The sequence below is a fragment of the Campylobacter sp. P255 genome, assembly GCF_003627915.1.
Lineage (GTDB): Bacteria > Campylobacterota > Campylobacteria > Campylobacterales > Campylobacteraceae > Campylobacter_D.
The window spans coordinates 25,140-43,888 of the sequence record NZ_NREN01000011.1; the positions used below are offsets into that span (position 1 = coordinate 25,140).

An 18,749-nucleotide genomic window follows, 5' to 3' on the forward strand; every position below is an offset into this window, starting at 1 on the left:
GTTATTTTAGCCTTGAAAAGACAATTTTAAAAGTATGATAACCATCTTCGTAACTATATGTCAAGTTATAACCATGAAGATTGCAGATATTATTAATAATATAAAGTCCCAATCCCATACCTTCTACTTCGTTATTATGTTCTCTAACAAAAGGCTTAAGGTAGTAATCAAAAGTTTTCTTAAGCTGCACACCTTTATTTTTTACAATCACATAATCCCCAGAACATATAATCTCACAGCTTTTATCTTCTGAATACTTAATCGCATTATCGATTAAATTTTTAAGCATTAAAGAAAATAACTCCAAATCAGCAATGATCATCGTATCTTCTTTATAGGAGATTTTAACTTTTTGATAAAAATCATCTCTCATGAGGTAATCTTCAGCCTGTTCTAAAATCAAGCTTAGATGATAAGTCTGCAAATTAAGTTGACAATTTCTTGATAATACTTTTTCAATTTTTCCAAATTCATCTATCAACAATTCAAGTCTTTCAAAAATAGCAACAAGGCGGTCTTTTTGCTTTTGATTATCTAGCATTTCGCAAACTATCCTACCCTTGCCTATAGGTGTTTTTAACTCATGCATGATCATTCTTAAAAAGAATTGTCTAGATTTAACTAGTTCTTGAATTTTATTAATAGCATGATCAAACTCAAAAGAAATTTCAGAAATTTCGTCATTAATTTGCGAATACTCCGACAAAGACTCGATTTTTCCTGCACTAATATTTTTAATTTTCTTTTTTAAAATTTTCAATGGCATTAAGGATCTTAATACAGAAAAATATAAAAATATAATTAAAATCAAACTAAAAAAGAAACTAAGTAAAAACAAATACTCCAAGCGCGCAGAAGCATTTAACTCATAAAGTCTTTTTGTATTCATTCGCTCTACGTAAAAAAAGATCTGATTGTGATAAATTATAGAAGAAAAACTTCCATATAAAGAATTAATCCTAAGTACTTTTTCACCTTTTGAAACTATATGCTTAATATTGCGTTCGTTTTCAACCAATTTAAAAGATTTAGAAAGAAGATATTCATGAATAGAAAAACCTTCTCTTCTTTCTAAATTGTAAATAATTTTCTCCACAATTTCTTTTTGTCGACTTTGTTCGCTTGTCAAATAAGAATCAATCTGAACCTTGCCAAGAAGGACAAACAAAGCACAAACAAATAAAAAAGCAGTCGCAAAAAGAATAGTAATCTTAAGATTAATAGTTACTTTCATCCTATTAACTTATACCCTATCCCTCTAACTGAGAAAATATGCTTTGGTGCTTTTGAACTATCACCGATTTTAGTTCTAAGTCTTCCAATAATCACATCTAAGCTTTTAGAATCTTTATCTTTTAAGCTTTTACAGTGATATACAAGCTGCTCTCTACTCACTGAAAAACCATGTTGTCTGATCATATAGCTTAAAATTTCATATTCAGCGGGAGTTAAAACCAAAACTTCATCATTATAGCTGATCTCATGTCTTTTTTCATCAATCTTAAATGCAGAATTGATGATTTTTTCTGGGGTTTCATTTACACGTTTTGAACGACGAATTAAACTCATGATTCTTGCGTGCATTTCTTTTGGATCATATGGTTTTGGAAGATAATCATCTGCACCTATTTGAAGTCCTACGATTTTATCGCTTAAGTCACTTCTAGCCGAAGAAATGATAATAGGTATGCTATATTTTTCTCTTATTTCACGACAAACTTCAAGACCATCAAGTCCTGGTAAAGTCAAATCAAGGATTAAACAATCGTAGTTTTTTATACCAGCGCTCATTCCTAAATAAGGATCTTCGTAATTCGTAACTTTAATATTAAATTGAGCTAAATATTCTGCTAAAAATTCCGCAAAATCTGGATCATCTTCGATCATTAAAACATTAATCATCATTTATCCTTCTTAATAAAATATGTTACAACTTAATATTATAACACATAATTTAATTTTTCATTTATTTTTTTGCTAAAATTGCATTATTAATTTTCAATTGAGAGGAAAACAGTGGAACTTAATTATTATGAAATATTAGAAATTTCTCAAAATTCTGATAAAGACACTATTAAAAAAGCTTATAGAAAAATGGCCTTAAAATACCACCCTGATAGAAATCAAGGAGACAAAGAAGCTGAAGAAAAATTTAAACTAGTTAACGAAGCTTATGAAGTATTAAGTAATGATGAAAAAAGAAGCATATATGATAGATACGGAAAAGATGGCTTAAAAGGCCAAGCAGGTGGTTTTGGTGGTTTTGGAGATATTGATTTAGGGGATATTTTTTCAAGCTTTTTTGGAGAAGGCTTTGGGTTTGGCAGCTCTAGTCAAAGAAGAGAAAAAAAAGAAAAATACCCACGTGATTTAAAAATAGCCACCAAAATCACATTTAAAGAAGCTGTTTTTGGCTGCAAGAAAAAGATTGATTTTCGTTATAAAACTTTTTGTAAAAGCTGCAATGGAAGTGGTTCTGAAAATGGAAAAGAAGATATTTGTTCATATTGTGGTGGTAAAGGACAAGTAGGCGTTAGACAAGGTTTTATGACTCTAGTTCAAACATGTAATCACTGTCATGGAAATGGAAAAGTCATTAAAGATAAATGTAAAACATGCCATGGAAATGGATATGAAGAAATAAAAGATCAAATCGAGCTTGATATACCTGAAGGCATAGATAATGAAATGAGTCTTAGAGTTCAAAACAAAGCCAATGAACTTCCAAATAGCTCACAAAGAGGAGATTTATATATCAAAATTATTGTTGAAGATGATGAGAGATTTATCAGACATGAAGATGATATTTATACTATCGTTCCTGTGTTTTTCACTCAAGCTGCTTTAGGAAAAACCATAAAAATCTCCACCATAAGAGGGGAAGCAGATCTAAAGCTTCCAGTTGGCGCAAAAGATAAACAAAAATTTGAATTAGCCAATGAAGGGGTTAAAAATATTCACACAGGAAAATTAGGCTCGCACATTGTGCAAATTGATATTAAATTCCCTAAAAATCTCAATGAAGAACAAAAAAACCTTTTATTGCAACTTGAAAAAAGCTTTGGTATAGCCGATGAAGAAGCGTTTATTGAGCAAGAAAGTTTATTTGATAAAATAAAATCTTGGTTTAGCCATTAAGGATAATTTAAAGCCATATTCATGGCTTTAAATATCTCTTCTCTTTGTTGCTCACACTCTAAAAAAAGTTCAAATGCGAACACACCCTGCCACAAGAGCATATCTGTTCCATCTTTAGTTTGCAAATTCCATTGTCTAGCTAACTCCAAAAAAGGAGTATTTTTACCATAAATTACGTCAAAAGCATATTTGGCATTGCAAAAAAGATTTTCTAAAATATCTCTTTTGCAAGGCAAAATCATATCATTCAAACCTGCGCTAGTTGTGTTAACAATCAAATCAAATTGAAAGTCAGGTTGTAATTGTTCATATAAATAACAAACACTATGGTTTAGTTTTTCAAATCTACCATCAGAACGATTAGCAATTGCCACTTCAATATCTTGTGTTTTTAAAGCATATGCTAATGCTCTGGCTGTACCACCTGCACCCAAAATCAAAGCATTTTTTATATTCTTAAATTCTTCAATCGCTTTTAAAAAACCCAAGTAATCTGTATTGTAAGCATAAATTTTATTATTTTTATTTAAAAGAGTATTAGCAGAACCTATATGCAAAACACTTTTATCTTTAAAATCGGCTATTAAACAAGCCTCTTCTTTAAAAGGAATGGTAATATTAACTCCATCAAAGAATTTTACGACATCTTTTAGTTTGTTTTTTTCTTGGAGGTGATAGCGTGTATAACTTGCACAAAAATTAAGAGTATTTAAGGCATTATTGTGCATTCTAGGGGATTTAGAATGCACAATTGGATCGCCAATAACAGCAAAGATTTTCATTTGATTCTAAAAGTAAATGCACCTTTTGCAACATTAGAACGAATTTTTTCTAATTCAGCTTTTAGTTCGCTTTCTTTATAAGGACCAACTAAAACCTTGGTAAGCTCTTTTCCATTAACCACTGTTTTATAAATTTTGTATTCATAGCCTTTAGATTTTAAAAGATTTAATTCTTTAGATTTCAAATCTAAACTATTCAAAGAAAATACTTGCACGTAAGCACCTGCTGGAAGCTGAGTTTGAATGCTTGGAGTTTGAATGCTTTCAAATAGCTCATTTGCATTGCTACTTTGCTCTGGTGCTTTTGGTTTTTCACTTACACTTGTCTTTGGTTTTTCAATCGGCTTTTGAACTGGATTTTGAGCTACTTTTTCCACTACTTTTTCTTCTTGTTTTTCTTCAACCTTAGCAACTTCTTCTTTTGGCTCAGAATTTGAAATTTGATCCAATACGCTATTGTTTGTTGTTGGAATTTCTTGTTTTATCTCTTCAGTAGTATTAGTGTCAACCAAAGCACTTTCTTCTTTTAATTTTCTAGCCAAAGCCTCAAATTCATCTTCTTCTTTAGCGCTATCAGTAATTGGTAGAGAATTAAAATTATTTTCATAAGAAGATTGCTCTTGTGGCTCTGGTGGCATTTGCAACGCTTTTTCTTCACCTGGATCATTGATTAACTTCATTACAATCATCACAACCAAAAAGACAATAATCAAAATAATAGATCGAAGTAAAATCTTCTTTAATTTCTCACTTTTGTTGCTCTTTTGCAAAATAATATCATCAAATTCATTTTTGTTGTTTTCTTCCATTTTCTACATCCTTTCAAAATTACATATGTTTAGACCAAGAAGCACCACGCTCTTTTTGATAAACCTCATAAGGTAAAGTAAGAATATTAAATTCTTTAGGTATATCCAAGCTAGGAAAAACCTTCCATTCAACTGGCATTTTTTGAGAAAAAAGCAAAGATAATTTTGACCCCAAAGAACATGCCTCATTAAAAGTAGTATGACCCTTATGAATATACAAATGCAAATGGTTATTGCTCTTTGTTTTATAAGCAGTAAAATTAATAAAACCCTCTTCTCTTAAAACTAGTTGAGCTCTATGCCAAAAACGTTCAGCATTAAAGCCATTATAATCAAATACTATGTTTTCAACCTTATCAAAACTATTGATCAACGAGTGTGCAACAATAATCTTTTTCTCCATGTGCTCTTGTATCACATTCGCAGTTAAGGGTGCATTTATTTTTTCAAATTTATCAAAAAATATTCTACCCTTGTGTTCGTATTTGTTTACTATAGTATTGCGTTTAATGTAATAATGGCTTGTAACCATTTTAATTAAAGCTAAATCCATTGTTGTAATCAAAATAAAGCCCTTTCATAAATAATAAAATTACTTGCTAAATCTTTTAATTTAGTCTTAATTTCATCTTGTAATTTTGTATTTTGTATATCATCTAAAATATCTGCTATATAATTTGCAACAATGCTAATTTGCTCTTCCTTAAAACCTCTTGCAGTTAAAGCCGCGGTTCCAAGTCTTAATCCACTTGTTACAAACGGGCTTCTAGTTTCTCCCGGTACAGTATTTTTATTTGCTGTAATTCCAGCTCTTTCTAAAGCCAAATCCGCATCTTTACCACTAAATTCTTTATTTAAAAAACTCAACAAGATTAAGTGATTATCTGTGCCACCGCTAACTAGATCGTATTTTCTGTCTATTAATACTTGTGCTAGTGTTGCTGTATTTTTAATGATTTGTTTTGCATATAATTTCCACTCATCACTTAGGTTATATTTAAATCCGACCGCTTTAGCAGCAATTACATGCATTAAAGGTCCACCTTGAATACCGGGAAAAATCGCTGAATTGATTTTTTTTGCAATTTCTTCATCATTGCACATTATAATCCCACCTCTTGGGCCTCTTAGAGTTTTATGGGTTGTTGAACTTACAACATGCGCATGAGGAAAAGGACTAGGATGCTCACCCGCAACAACCAAACCAGCAATATGTGCGATATCAGCAAACAAATACGCACCAACCTCATCTGCAATTTCTCTAAATTTAGCAAAATCAATTATTCTAGGATAAGCACTAGCACCACAAACAATTAGCTTTGGCTTAACTTCTTTTGCTATTTCTCTAACCTTATCATAATCAATTCTTCCATCAAGCTCCACTCCATAGAAATGACTTTCATAAATTTTACCTGAAGAACTTACCTTTGAACCATGAGTTAAATGTCCGCCATGACTTAGATCCATACCCAAAATTCTATCGCCTGGATTTAACAGTGCCATATAAACACCTTGATTAGCTTGTGATCCTGAATTTGGTTGTACATTAGCAAAATTACAATTAAAAAGTTTTTTACATCTTTCTATAGCAATTGTTTCTATTTCATCTACAAATTCACATCCACCATAATATCTTTTACCAGGATAACCTTCTGCATATTTATTAGTAAGAATACTTCCCATTACCTCCATCACTTCTGGTATGGTAAAGTTTTCACTTGCTATCATTTCAAGACCATCGCATTGTCTTGTTAATTCTTTTTGGGTTAAATCAAAAATTTCTTTATCAAAATTTTCTAACATTTACTCTCCTTTTGCTTCGTTTTTAAGTGGTCTCATTGCTGGAAAAAGGACAACATCACGAATTGATTTTTTATTAATCAAAAGCATAATAAGTCTATCTATCCCTATACCCTCGCCTGCAGTTGGTGCCATAGCATAGCCTAATGCGTTAACAAAATCCTCATCCATCTCACAAGCTTCTTCATCGCCTGCATTTTTAGCTTCGATTTGCTTTAAAAATCTCTCATACTGATCAAGAGGATCGTTTAATTCATTAAAGCCATTTGCAATTTCCCTGCCCGCAATAAAAAGCTCAAATCTCTCTGCAATTTCTGCATCTTTATCACTTCTTCTTGATAAAGGACTAATTGATATTGGAAAATCTACTACAAAAGTAGGATCAATTAATTTATCTTCTACATAGTGATCAAAAAGCTCAGCTTGCAAATGACCTAGCTCTAATTTTTCATTTGCTTCAAAACCATCTCTTTGAAGTTTTTCTAAAATTTTAGCCTTATCATGAATCAACTCATCATCCAAACCACCATATTTTTTTAGAGCATCTTTATAGGTAATTCTCTCAAAAGGTTTAGAAAAATCGATTATTTTTTCATCAAATTCAAACTTTTTATCTAGTCCTAACTTATCCAAAAGCATAGCAAATAACTCTTCCGTTAAATCCATGAGATCGTGATAATTATGATATGCCCAATAAAATTCTATTGTTGTAAATTCAGGATTATGTGTTAAATCCATACCTTCATTTCTAAAACATCTATTAATCTCATAAACTGCTTCAAAACCACCTACAATCAAACGTTTTAAATAAAGCTCAGGAGCAATTCTTAAAAATCTTTCTACGCCCAAAGCATTATGATAAGTTACAAAAGGTTTAGCATTTGCACCACCTGCAATAGGATGCATCATCGGAGTTTCGACTTCTAAAAATCCTTTAGATTCAAAAAAAGCTCTTATATAAGAAACGATTTTAGAACGCAAAATAAAATCTTTTCTTACCTCACTATTCATAATCATATCAAGATATCTTTTTCTATATCTTTGCTCAATATCTGTCAACCCGTGATACTTCTCTGGAAGTGGAACTATAGCTTTTGTTGCTATTTGAATTTCTTTCACGTGAAGACTAAATTCTCCAGTTTTAGTCATAAAAGGAAAACCTTTAACTAAAACAATATCTCCTACTTCAAGATATTTTTTTAAAATACCAAAATACTCTTCTCCTAAAATATTTTGATTAAAATAAATTTGCAAATTATCTTGCTCATCTTCAATATTGGCAAATACAGATTTTCCAGCTATTCTGAGAAGTTTTAATCTTCCAGCTACAATACCATATGAATTTTCATCTCTTTGATTTTCCATATCCTTAATATAAGTAAATTTATTTTTATACTCACTTATATTCATCTCTTTTTTTAAAAAATGCGGGTATGGATTTATCCCTAACTCTTTTAACTCATGTGCTTTTTGAATTTTTTGTTGCTCTAAAATATTGTCAAACATCGACCTACCTCTACTTTTTACTACACTGTGGACACAAACCATAAAGCTGCATCAAATGCCCTGTTAATTTGAAATTATATTCTTTTGCTATTAACATTTGTTGTTGTTCGATAATTGAATTTTCAAATTCCACTATCTCACCACAACTTTTGCAAATTAAATGATCATGGTGTGGTTTATTGGCAAGTTCAAATTTTTTACCTGAAGCTCCAAAAGATATCGAAGTAGCCATACCTGATTCTTCTAGTAAATTTAATGTTCTATACACCGTAGCAATACCTACGTTTAATTCGGGGTTTTTTTGTTTTATCTCCACATATAAGCTTTCAGGGGTATAATGCACATCACTATTGTATAAAGTTTTTAAAAGAACTTCTCTTTGTTTAGTATACTTTAAGCCATTATCCTTAAGTGTTTTTTTAAAACGCTCTAGCAATACATCATATTCTATATTTTCAATTTGCATTATCCATTCTCCGAATTTAAACTTAAGTTAGAATCTTTGATTTTTTCTTCAATTTTTTCCAAACCATTTTGAGTAAATTCCGTATTCATAATATATTCACCGGTTTTTCTAAGCAAATCTAAAGTATGGCTATTATTTGTATATTTTTCTAGGCTCGAATTTAAAAATTCTATATTGCTTACACAAGCTACTAAAATAGCAAAAATCAAAAATATCTTAGCACTACCAAACAAAAAACCACCGATACGATCAATAAATCCAAGTCCACTCATGCTAAACATTTTCGATAAGATATTGCCCAAAGCCATACAAACTATCCAAATACAAACAAGTAATACTAAAAAACCAGCAAAAATCGCAAGATTTTCATTTTGAATTGAATAAAAATTATTATTGATAATTTCTGCTACTTCTTTAGCATATCTTGAAGCAAGTAAAACACCACCAACTATCCCTAATAAACCAAAAATCTCTTTAAATAAACCACTTACTAAGCCTTTTAAGCCCAAAACCGCAGTTAATCCCAATACAAAAACATCAAACCATGAAAAATTTTCCATACTCTCTTAAACTCCAAATATTTATTCAATTATCTTAGGTACAACAAAAAATCCATCTTGGGAATTTGGAGCATGTTTGCTTACTGAATCAATCACATCAGATTTTTCACTTTCATCACTTCTAAAAGGCGTGCCACCATTGGTGGTACTTGTCATTGCTTCTATATTGGAAAGATCTAGTTCGTCTAATTTTTCAACAAAATTAACAATCTGACTTAGTTGCTCTTCCAGCTCTTGTCTTTTTTCATCTGCTATTTTTAAAGCACTTAGTTTCTCTAGCTTTGTTAATAAATTATCATCAATTTGCATGATTTACCTTAATTTTTAAAATGATCTTCTAAAAACTCTTTTTTAGATAGAAAATTATAACATAAAATCATTTATTTTTTCATTTTTATATGTTACAATTATAGACTTTAAACACTAGGTGGTATTTTACTATATAATCATAAAGGAAAAATATGGCTTTAAAAGATAATTTAAAAGCAGTTCAACAAGAATTAAGCTCTCAAGAACAAATGATGGAAAATTTCATTAAGTCAGAACGTTTTATAAGAAAATACAAATACTATTTTATCACTTTTATTGTTTTGCTAATTGTTTATTTTGGTGGAAGTTATATTTATCATATCAACCAAGAAAAAAATACAAAAGAAAGCAATCTTATTTTTAGCAGTTTGCAAAAAAACCCATCAGATCAAAAGCTTTTAGAGGAATTAAAACAAAAAAATTTAAACCTTTATACTATTTTTTTAATGAGCCAAAACAGTCATGATCTCAATCAAACCACCGCTTTTGATATTGATCCTTTGTTAAAACAAATTGTTTTAGCACAAAATAATCAAAAATCAGACTTTTTAAAAGACTATAATATCTTACTAAAAGGCTTTGAATTTTTAAAAAATAATGATTTTAAAAATGCAGATCTTGAATTTAATAAAATACCAGTAAATTCGCCATTATGGCAAGTTATCACTAGCTTAAAACACTATCAAGGAATAAAATGAAACACTTTTATTTGTTTATCATAACACTCGTTTTTTTAAGCGCATGTGGTACAAAAAGAGAATACTATCAACCTACACAGGTAGATCCACTTCCAAATAGCGCAAAAAACATCAATGGTAAAATTACAAGTTTTAATAACAATATCGCACAATTAAATAACAATGCTTTTATAAACACAACAGGAAATATTATTGACTTTAAATTAGATAAAAACTACCACATCTTAAATGCATATCAAGATGAAATTCTTATAGCAGATGATAATGGAAATTTTAAAATTTTAAATCTAAAAGGCGAAGAGTTATATTTTTATAAATTTAATGAAAGTGTTGTTAGTGCAAGTTTAGATGGTGATGATATCGCTTTGGTTTTAGCAAGCAATAGCTTGGTTTATGCAAACAAAAATCTTGGTATAAAAATGCTACAAAATTTAGGAACTGCTTACGCTCAAGATAGTCGTTACGCTAATCCTTATTTCTTAAATACCATTATTATCTATCCTATGCTAAATGGTAAACTTGCTATAGTAAATAAAAGCAGTTTAAAAGTAAGTAAAGAAATCATGGTAAGTAGTGAAGAGTTTTTTAACAACATCATTTATCTTCATGTTAAAAACGACACAATGATTGCAGCAACTGCAAAAAAAATCATCGTTGTAACCCCTAATAGAACCGTATATCTTAACGAGGACATCAAAGAAGTAAACGCTAATGATAGAGAAATTTTTATACTCACCAAAGATGGAAGAATTATCAAAAATGATTATAATCTTAGAAAAATTAATGAGGTAAAATTTCAGTTTGCTTTATTTTCAAAAAGCACATTGCATCATGACTTTTTATATATCTTTGAAAAAACAGGATATTTAATCCGCTTAAATACTGATTTAAAAAACTATTCTGTATACAAATTAAGCGATGCAGTAGATCAAAAAAGCTTTATGAGTCGTGACAAATTTTTCTATAATAACAAAGTTTTACAGTTAAATTAAAATGAACCAAGAACTTAGCAATATTCTTATCAGTTGTGGCTTAATTTTAAAAAATACCAAAAGCATAGATCTTTCTAGCTTTAGCAAAAAGAAAAAAATACTATGCTTGTACGGGGAAAACACAAAAAAAGAATATTGCTTGGTTTTGTTTTCTTTTGTCAAAAGTAAAATTCTTGCAAAAGATAGCTTAGAATATGAAAGAATTATCAAGCAAATCAGTACCCATCTAGATCTTAACTTTAAAAATTCTTTTATCTTTCATCAAGCCTTAATCTGCTCCAAAGCAAAAGCATATCTAAATAACCAAGGAATCAAAACCCATGCTTTTGTGTGATATTGGAAATACGACCGCGAGTTTTTTAAATGAACAAAAATTCCATTCTATGAGTATTGAACAATTTTTACAATATGAACCAACACAAAAGGTATTTTATATCAATGTTAATCCTAACTTAGAAGAAAGATTAAAACGCAATCCTTTATTTGTCAACCTTGCACCGTATTTTAATTTCGATACAATTTATGACAACCTAGGTGTTGATAGAATAGCAGCTTGCTATACCATAGAAGATGGCGTAGTGGTTGATGCAGGATCAGCCATAACAGTAGATATTGTTTCTAACTCCATTCATTTAGGTGGTTTTATTTTACCTGGAATTGAAAACTATAAAAAATCTTTTGCAAATATTTCATCACGTTTAAAATACGAGCTTAACACCCAAATCAATTTCGACGCCTTCCCACAAAGAACTGTTGATGCATTAAGTTACGGTGTTTTCAAAAGTATTTATTTACTCATTAAAGACAGTGCTTATGATAAAAAACTATACTTCACAGGTGGCGATGGACAATTTCTGGCAAATTTTTTTGACTATGCTATTTATGATAAATTTTTAATTTTTAGAGGTATGAAAAAAGCCGTTTGTGAAAATTTTAAACTATAAAATTTATTTCTCTTAATAACTCCACAAATTATAAGCTTTATTTAAACTCAAAACAATTATATTTTGATATCATTAGCAAAATCAAACACACAAAAGGAATAAACAACAATGGATCAAAAACATTTTGATACCGTGGTAATTGGCGGTGGGATTTCTGGTGCTGCAGCATTTTATGAGCTAGCAAGATATACAAATATACAAAACATTGCTTTATTAGAAAAATATAATAGCGCTGCGACCCTAAACAGTTGTGGTACAAGCAATTCACAAACTATCCACTGTGGCGATATAGAAACAAACTATACTTTAGAAAAAGCAAAAAAAGTCAAAAAAACAGCTGATATGATTGTAAAGTACGGGCTTTTACAAAATGCTCAAAACAAATTTATGCACTCACATCAAAAATTAGCATTAGCAGTAGGTGATACAGAATGTGAGTACATGAAAAATAGATACGAAGAATTTAAAGAACTATATCCTTATATTAAATTTTACAACAAAGACGAAATCAAACAAATAGAACCTAATGTTGTTTTAGGTGAAGATGGTGTTAATGATAGAACAGATAATGTTGTAGCTATGGGTGTAGAAGCAGGAGAAATTTACACCACTGTTGACTTTGGCCTCATGAGTCAAAGCTTAATAGAACAAGCTCACAAACAAGGCAAAAACACACATGTTGCTTATAATCAAGAAGTTGTTTTTATAGAAAAAAAAGATGATATTTTTTATATCAAAACAAAAGATTTTAAAGAATATAGTGCAAAATCTATCATAGTCAACGCAGGTGCACATTCTTTATTTTTAGCACATAAAATGGGTATAGGTTTAGACAAATCTTGCTTTCCTGTTGCAGGAAGTTTCTATATGACAAAAAGAAAAATCCTAAATGGTAAAGTCTATATGGTACAAAACCCAAAACTACCTTTTGCTGCTTTACATGGAGATCCTGACTTACTTGCAGATATGAATACGCGTTTTGGTCCTACCGCTTTAGTTATTCCTATGTTAGAAAGATATCATGGTTTTAAATCTTTACCTGAATTTTTCAAAACACTTAACCTTGATATGAATGTAGTTAAAATTTGCTTTAATCTTTTTAAAGACTCTACCATTAGAAACTACATTCTTTATAATTATTTATTTGAAATTCCTTATATCAACAAAAAACTTTTTGTTAAAGATGCCAAAAAAATTGTTCCTAGTTTGAAAACTGATGATATTTATTATGCTAAAAAATTTGGTGGGGTTCGTCCGCAAGTACTTGATAAAAAAGCAGGCGAGCTAATGCTTGGTGAAGCAAGTATCACAGAGATTCCAGGTATAATCTTCAATATGACTCCAAGTCCAGGTGCTACAAGTTGTCTTGGCAATGGCTATAGAGATGCAAAACTTATCTGTCAATACCTAGGTGCAAATTTTAATGAGGACTTATTTGCTAGCGAACTACTATAAAAAGGATTAAAAATGCTAAAAAAGACAAAAATTGTTGCAACGATTGGACCAGCAAGCGAAAATGAAACTACTGTTAGACAAATGATCATTAATGGTGTGAATGTCTTTCGTTTAAATTTCTCACATGGTAGCCATGAGTATCATAGTCAAAATTTAGCCACTATTAGAAAAGTCGCAGCTGAATTAAACGCAAGAGTTGGAATTTTACAAGATATAAGTGGTCCAAAAATCAGAACTTTAAAAATTCCAGAACCTTTTGAATTAAAAAACGGCGATCGATTAGACTTTTACAAAGATACATTTGATGGTGAAAAATTTTCTAATGAACATTATAGAGTATGCATTAATCACCCAGAAATTCTCTCTATGTTAAAGGTCGGAGAATACATTTATCTTTGTGATGGTTCTATTAAAACCAAAGTAGTGCAAGTTGAAAAAGATTTTATCCAAACTCAAGTAGAAAATAGCGGAATACTTAGCTCAAACAAAGGGATCAATTTTCCTAACACAAAAATCAATATCGATATTATCACACAAAAAGACAAAGATGATCTAGCTTGGGGTATTAAAAATGATGTTGATTTTCTAGCTATTTCTTTTGTGCAAAATGCTCATGATATTGATGAAGTAAAAAAAATTCTTGATGAAAATAATGCTAAAATTGCTATTTTTGCAAAAATAGAAAAATTCGATGCAGTTGAAAATATCGATGAAATTATAAGCTGCAGTGATGGTATTATGGTTGCAAGAGGTGATTTGGGTATAGAGGTTCCTTATTATAGAGTACCAAATATACAAAAACTCATCATAAAAAAAGCCAATGAAGCTAACAAACCAGTCATCACTGCCACACAAATGCTCTTCTCGCTTGCAAAATCTAAAACAGCAACTAGAGCTGAAATTTCAGATGTGGCAAATGCGGTACTTGATGGCACCGATGCAGTTATGCTCAGCGAAGAAAGTGCTGTTGGGATTGATCCTGCTAATGCAGTAGATATCATGACTCAAACTATCATCGAAACTGAAAAAAACTATCCTTATGAAAAATTTGAAAATTTCAAATGCTTTAATGAAACAGATATCATCGCAAAATCAAGCACTCAATTAGCAACTGATTTAAATGCTAATGCAATTTTCACCATAACAAGCAGTGGTGCTTCTGCTATTAAAACTGCGAGATATCGTCCAAAAATGGACATTATAGCTATTACACATTCTAAAAAAACTTTAAATTTCTTAAGTATAGTTTGGGGTGTACAACCTGCTATTTTAATAGAAAAACATGAGAATTTAACAGAACTTTTAAGCAACTCAGTAAAACTTGGAGTTGAAAAAGGTTTGATGAAAAGAGATGGTGTTTATACCCTTACAGCAGGTTTTCCTATAGGTGTAGCAGGAAGTACGAATTTAATTAGAATTTTACAAAAAGATCAAATCGAGTATTATTTAAGTTTGGGTAAATAACCCAAGCTTAGTATTCTTCTTCTATCAAATCACACAAACAATGTATAATTAAAATATGCATTTCTTGAATTCTTGCAGTATCATCGCTTGGGATAACTATGTTATGATCACATAATGCATTCATCAAACCACCGCCTTTCCCACTCAAACCTATACACTTAGCACCAATGCCTTTGGCTTTTTCAAACGCTTTGATAACATTGGTGCTCTTTCCACTCGTTGAAATACCAATTAAAACATCATTACCGCTAGCCAAAGCTTCTACTTGTCTTGAAAAAACAAATTCAAAACCATAGTCATTTCCTATAGCACTTAAAGCTGAAGTATCTGTACTTAGCGCAATAGCAGCCAAAGCTTTTCTTTCTTTTTTATATCTCCCACTCAATTCAGCTGCAAAATGCTGGCTGTCTGCTGCACTACCGCCATTTCCACAAATTAAAATCTTACCACCTTGCTTTAGACAATTTTTCAATTCTTGAGCAACCAAAGCAACTTGCTCTTTTAAATTTAAAACTTGCTCTAAAGTTTTTTGATGTTCTATTATTTCTTTTTCAATTTTTTTTATCATTAACAATCCTATTGATAATATTAGTGGTACTAAAACCTTCTTCAAAATCAATCAATTCTACTTTTTTTACTATGTCTGATCCAACTACTTCTTTATCTTTATAATCAGCCCCTTTTACGAGTATCTCGGGTTTTAAAAATTGGATCAATTCAAAAGGCGTATCTTCATCAAAAATTACCACATAATCTACAAAATACATACTCGCAAGCATACATGCACGTTGAAATTCAGCATTAATGGGTCTTAAATCCCCTTTAAGCCTTTTAATGCTTTGATCTGAATTTAACCCCACAACTAACACATCTCCTAGTCTTTTGGCTTTTTCAAGGTATTTTATATGCCCATAGTGCATGATATCAAAACAGCCATTTGTAAAAACCACTTTTTGATGTTGTGTTATTTTTACAAGCTCTTCTTTGCTTTTGATTTTATCCTCAAAAGAAGCTTTTTCTAAATTTCTTATCTCATCTAAACTAACACTAACGCTTCCAACTTTTGCCACCACAACCGCTGCAGCATCATTGGCTAATTCACATGCTTTGACAATATCAATCTTTAAAGCCAAAGCATAAGCAAGCATAGCTATAACACTATCACCAGCACCAGTTACATCATATACTTCTAAAGCCTTAGCAGGGATAATATGCAAACGATCATCAAAAAGCGCAATACCTTCTTCAGATAAAGTTATAATCGAATAACACAAACCAAGATCATCTTTTAATTGTTTTATTGCTTGTTCTAGATTTTCTATTTTTTCTATACCTAAAGCTTGCATAGCTTCTTTTTTATTAGGTGTAAGCAGTGTTGCGTTTTGATATTTACTAAAATCTTTTCCTTTTGGATCTACCAAAATAGGCAAATTTAGGGTATTTGCATGAGAAATTAAAGCTCTTGTTACTTTTGGCGTTAAAACACCTTTAGCATAATCACTCAAAACAATCGCATCATAATCTTTAGCTATTTTCTTAAACTCATCAACAAGCTCATCTTCTAATTGCGTATTAAAATCATTTTCATCATCAAGTCTTAAAACCTGCTGCGAATGCGATAAAACTCTGCTTTTGAGTGGAGTTTTTCTATTTTTTTCTACTAATAAACTTGCATTTAAATTTTCTTTTAAAAACCTACCACTCTCATCATCACCCACAAGCCCCAAAGCATAAACCTCAGCACCAAGACTTTTTAAATTTGCATATACATTTCCAGCACCACCTAATCTTTTGTCTTCTTTTTGTGATTTCATTATCATTACAGGAGCTTCAGGAGAAATTCTAGTACAATCACACCATATATAATGATCGACCATAAAATCTCCGACAACTAGAATTTTAGGTTTTTTTGAGCTTAGAAAATCAAACATTTACTTCCTTTTCATAAAGTCTTTTGATTTCATTTAGATAGTCTTTGATTCCTTCTTCAAGACTATATTGTGGTGTATATAAAAAATTTGCATCTAGTTTTGCTTGAGTATGAAATTGATAAGCATTTTTATAAGGATTAGGAATATACTCACAAGGATAATTAGTGTTTAATTCTTTTTGTAAAATATCCACTATATCTTGAAAACTTCTTGCTTTTCCTGTTGCAACATTATAAACACCACTTTTTGTTTCTAATGCTTCCAAATTAGCACTTACCACGTCTTTAATATAAACAAAATCACGATAAATTTGATCACTACCTTCAAATAAACGAGGATTCTTCCCTGCTAAAATCTGATGTCCAAATTGCAAAATCATAGAAGCGGTAGTATTTTTAAAAAATTCCCCTTTACCATATACATTAAAATATCTAAGCCCTACTATATGCATTTTATCAAAATATTTTTTTGCTAATTTATCCATCATTAATTTTGAAAAAGCATAAGGATTTTTAGGGGCTTCACTTAAATTTACAGTTTGAGGACTAGGAGCATCTCCATAAACTGATGCTGAACTTGCATAAATTAATTTAGCATCAATCTCTAGCGCAAGCTCAATAAAATCTTTAAAAGTATTTAAGTTGGTACTTAAAACTTTATTTTGATCATAAACCGTTGTATCAGAAATCGCAGCTTTGTGAAAAATCACATCAGGTTTAAAACTTTTTATATATGCTAAAGTTTTTTCATCATTAATATCGCCTACATAAAGCTCCCCGTTAAAGTCAAGCAAATTCTTAAAATGTCCAAAACTTTCTAAATTTCCATTATCAAAAACAACATTTGAACGCATTTTATCTACAATTAAAACCTCATGTTGTTCCTGAAGTTCTAAAGCCAACGCTGATCCTATAAAACCTGCTCCGCCTGTTATTACAATTTTCATTTTTCTTCCTTTAGATAATGCAAAAATTCTTTTAAATTTTTAAAGGCTTTATAATTTTCATCATCGTTATAATTTTCGTTGATTAAAAATAAATTTTTTATGCCTGCGCAAATTCCAGCCTGCATATCAGTTAAATTATCTCCCACAAAAAAAGAAAGAGAAAGATCTAGGTTAAATTCTTTTTGTGCTTTTAAGAACATGCCAGGTTTTGGTTTGCGACATTCGCAATTTTCCAAATGAGGACAGTGGTAAATTTTTTCTATTTTTATACCTTGTTTATTTAACTCACTTAGCATATATGCACTTAAAACCTCAAAATCTTTTTCACTATAATATTTTCTTGCAATGCCAGATTGATTAGTTGCAACAAAAATTGCAAAATTTTGTTTTTGAAAAAAATCACAAAGCTCAAAAATACCTTCACAAAATTCAAAATCCTCAATCTTATGAACATATTTTTTATCTATATTGATAATTCCATCTCTATCTAAAAATAACGCCTTTGTTTTCATGCAAAAATTATAATGTATTTTTATTAAGATTTTTATAATTTGACTGCTAAAAAAATTTTTAAGTATATTTAAATAAAAAAAGCTTATAATTAAAAACATTTTATTTTCAATTTATATAGGAGTGATACAATGAAAAAGCTACTTGTTTTATCAGCTTTGGCATGTCTAGGTGTTTCAGCTTTTGCTGCAGATGGTGCTACACTTTATAAAAAATGTGCAGTATGTCATGGTGCTAAAGCAGACAAAGTTTATCTTAACAAAGTTCCTGCGTTAAATTCTTTAACTGCAGCTGAAAGATTACAATACATGAAAGAATATGCAGCAGGCAAAAGAAATGCTTATGGCCAAGGTGCGATTATGAAAATCAATCTTAAAGGTTTAACTGAAGCAGATTTCAAAGCGATCGAAGAACATATTGAAAGCTTAAAAAAATAATC

At 30.4% G+C, this 18,749-nt stretch carries 22 protein-coding genes; 8 read left to right on the top strand and 14 right to left on the bottom strand.

All coding sequences use genetic code 11. The annotated features are described in order from the left end of the window. Position 1: 1 nt before the first annotated feature. Both CKA54_RS06430 and CKA54_RS06435 read right to left on the bottom strand, forming a co-directional pair. A complete protein-coding gene (locus tag CKA54_RS06430) occupies positions 2–1,234 on the bottom strand; it encodes an ArsS family sensor histidine kinase (protein ID WP_120760758.1) in 1,233 nt (410 codons plus the stop codon). After that, positions 1,231–1,902, bottom strand: a complete 672-nt coding sequence (locus tag CKA54_RS06435; RefSeq protein WP_039617824.1) for a response regulator transcription factor — start codon at positions 1,900–1,902, stop codon at positions 1,231–1,233. Before CKA54_RS06435 ends, CKA54_RS06430 begins: the two co-directional genes overlap by 4 nt. Before the next feature lie 114 nt (positions 1,903–2,016). Between CKA54_RS06435 and dnaJ the strand changes: the two genes are divergently transcribed. Then, complete coding sequence (gene dnaJ / locus CKA54_RS06440; RefSeq protein WP_120760759.1) at positions 2,017–3,138, top strand: molecular chaperone DnaJ; 1,122 nt, start codon at positions 2,017–2,019, stop codon at positions 3,136–3,138. On the opposite strand, the gene CKA54_RS06445 is transcribed toward dnaJ, so the two are convergent. The 8 genes from CKA54_RS06445 to gatC are packed head-to-tail and all read right to left on the bottom strand — an operon-like array spanning position 3,135 to position 9,370. Then, positions 3,135–3,920, bottom strand: coding sequence for a shikimate dehydrogenase (locus CKA54_RS06445; RefSeq protein ID WP_120760760.1), 786 nt, complete (start codon positions 3,918–3,920; stop codon positions 3,135–3,137). The two genes, dnaJ and CKA54_RS06445, sit on opposite strands and share 4 nt — an antisense overlap. Beyond that, a complete protein-coding gene (locus tag CKA54_RS06450) occupies positions 3,917–4,729 on the bottom strand; it encodes an SPOR domain-containing protein (protein WP_120760761.1) in 813 nt (270 codons plus the stop codon). The genes CKA54_RS06445 and CKA54_RS06450 overlap by 4 nt, the downstream gene beginning before the upstream one ends. Before the next feature lie 19 nt (positions 4,730–4,748). Next, positions 4,749–5,294, bottom strand: a complete 546-nt coding sequence (locus CKA54_RS06455) for a DUF1882 domain-containing protein (RefSeq protein WP_120760762.1) — start codon at positions 5,292–5,294, stop codon at positions 4,749–4,751. Then, complete coding sequence (locus tag CKA54_RS06460; protein WP_120760763.1) at positions 5,291–6,532, bottom strand: serine hydroxymethyltransferase; 1,242 nt, start codon at positions 6,530–6,532, stop codon at positions 5,291–5,293. Before CKA54_RS06460 ends, CKA54_RS06455 begins: the two co-directional genes overlap by 4 nt. Further along, positions 6,533–8,035: a lysine--tRNA ligase gene (gene lysS, locus CKA54_RS06465; RefSeq protein WP_120760764.1), complete on the bottom strand. Its 1,503-nt coding sequence runs from the start codon at positions 8,033–8,035 to the stop codon at positions 6,533–6,535. A gap of 10 nt (positions 8,036–8,045) precedes the next feature. Beyond that, positions 8,046–8,501 (bottom strand): Fur family transcriptional regulator, encoded by a 456-nt coding sequence (locus CKA54_RS06470; protein ID WP_120760765.1) that lies wholly within the window; start codon positions 8,499–8,501, stop codon positions 8,046–8,048. Continuing rightward, positions 8,501–9,061: a CvpA family protein gene (locus tag CKA54_RS06475; protein ID WP_120760766.1), complete on the bottom strand. Its 561-nt coding sequence runs from the start codon at positions 9,059–9,061 to the stop codon at positions 8,501–8,503. The genes CKA54_RS06470 and CKA54_RS06475 overlap by 1 nt, the downstream gene beginning before the upstream one ends. Before the next feature lie 21 nt (positions 9,062–9,082). Further along, positions 9,083–9,370: an Asp-tRNA(Asn)/Glu-tRNA(Gln) amidotransferase subunit GatC gene (gene gatC, locus CKA54_RS06480; RefSeq protein WP_120760767.1), complete on the bottom strand. Its 288-nt coding sequence runs from the start codon at positions 9,368–9,370 to the stop codon at positions 9,083–9,085. A gap of 152 nt (positions 9,371–9,522) precedes the next feature. Between gatC and CKA54_RS06485 the strand changes: the two genes are divergently transcribed. From CKA54_RS06485 to pyk, 6 genes are all read left to right on the top strand, one after another. Continuing rightward, a complete protein-coding gene (locus tag CKA54_RS06485; RefSeq protein WP_120760768.1) occupies positions 9,523–10,068 on the top strand; it encodes a hypothetical protein in 546 nt (181 codons plus the stop codon). Then, positions 10,065–11,060 (top strand): hypothetical protein, encoded by a 996-nt coding sequence (locus CKA54_RS06490; protein ID WP_120760769.1) that lies wholly within the window; start codon positions 10,065–10,067, stop codon positions 11,058–11,060. The genes CKA54_RS06485 and CKA54_RS06490 overlap by 4 nt, the downstream gene beginning before the upstream one ends. Before the next feature lies 1 nt (position 11,061). Next, the gene (locus tag CKA54_RS06495) at positions 11,062–11,394 is read left to right on the top strand and encodes a hypothetical protein (RefSeq protein WP_120760770.1); all 333 of its coding nucleotides are present in this window, start codon (positions 11,062–11,064) and stop codon (positions 11,392–11,394) included. Further along, positions 11,381–12,004, top strand: a complete 624-nt coding sequence (locus CKA54_RS06500) for a type III pantothenate kinase (RefSeq protein ID WP_120760771.1) — start codon at positions 11,381–11,383, stop codon at positions 12,002–12,004. The genes CKA54_RS06495 and CKA54_RS06500 overlap by 14 nt, the downstream gene beginning before the upstream one ends. 108 nt (positions 12,005–12,112) lie before the next feature. After that, positions 12,113–13,459 carry an FAD-dependent oxidoreductase gene (locus CKA54_RS06505; RefSeq protein ID WP_120760772.1) on the top strand — a complete coding sequence of 449 codons (1,347 nt, stop codon included), beginning with the start codon at positions 12,113–12,115 and terminating at the stop codon, positions 13,457–13,459. A 12-nt stretch (positions 13,460–13,471) separates the two neighbouring features. Further along, positions 13,472–14,923: a pyruvate kinase gene (gene pyk / locus CKA54_RS06510; RefSeq protein WP_120760773.1), complete on the top strand. Its 1,452-nt coding sequence runs from the start codon at positions 13,472–13,474 to the stop codon at positions 14,921–14,923. Between the two features lie 7 nt (positions 14,924–14,930). On the opposite strand, the gene gmhA is transcribed toward pyk, so the two are convergent. The 4 genes from gmhA to CKA54_RS06530 are packed head-to-tail and all read right to left on the bottom strand — an operon-like array spanning position 14,931 to position 18,312. After that, positions 14,931–15,491 (bottom strand): D-sedoheptulose 7-phosphate isomerase, encoded by a 561-nt coding sequence (gmhA, locus tag CKA54_RS06515; protein ID WP_120760774.1) that lies wholly within the window; start codon positions 15,489–15,491, stop codon positions 14,931–14,933. After that, the gene (gene rfaE1, locus CKA54_RS06520) at positions 15,475–16,854 is read right to left on the bottom strand and encodes a D-glycero-beta-D-manno-heptose-7-phosphate kinase (RefSeq protein WP_120760775.1); all 1,380 of its coding nucleotides are present in this window, start codon (positions 16,852–16,854) and stop codon (positions 15,475–15,477) included. The genes gmhA and rfaE1 overlap by 17 nt, the downstream gene beginning before the upstream one ends. Continuing rightward, complete coding sequence (gene rfaD / locus CKA54_RS06525; protein WP_120760776.1) at positions 16,847–17,800, bottom strand: ADP-glyceromanno-heptose 6-epimerase; 954 nt, start codon at positions 17,798–17,800, stop codon at positions 16,847–16,849. The genes rfaE1 and rfaD overlap by 8 nt, the downstream gene beginning before the upstream one ends. Next, complete coding sequence (locus CKA54_RS06530; RefSeq protein WP_120760786.1) at positions 17,797–18,312, bottom strand: D-glycero-beta-D-manno-heptose 1,7-bisphosphate 7-phosphatase; 516 nt, start codon at positions 18,310–18,312, stop codon at positions 17,797–17,799. The genes rfaD and CKA54_RS06530 overlap by 4 nt, the downstream gene beginning before the upstream one ends. A 129-nt stretch (positions 18,313–18,441) precedes the next feature. Here CKA54_RS06530 and CKA54_RS06535 point away from each other — a divergent pair, with 129 nt between their 5' ends. After that, on the top strand, positions 18,442–18,747 hold the full coding sequence (locus CKA54_RS06535; protein ID WP_120760777.1) for a c-type cytochrome: 306 nt from the start codon (positions 18,442–18,444) through the stop codon (positions 18,745–18,747). Positions 18,748–18,749 lie beyond the last annotated feature (2 nt).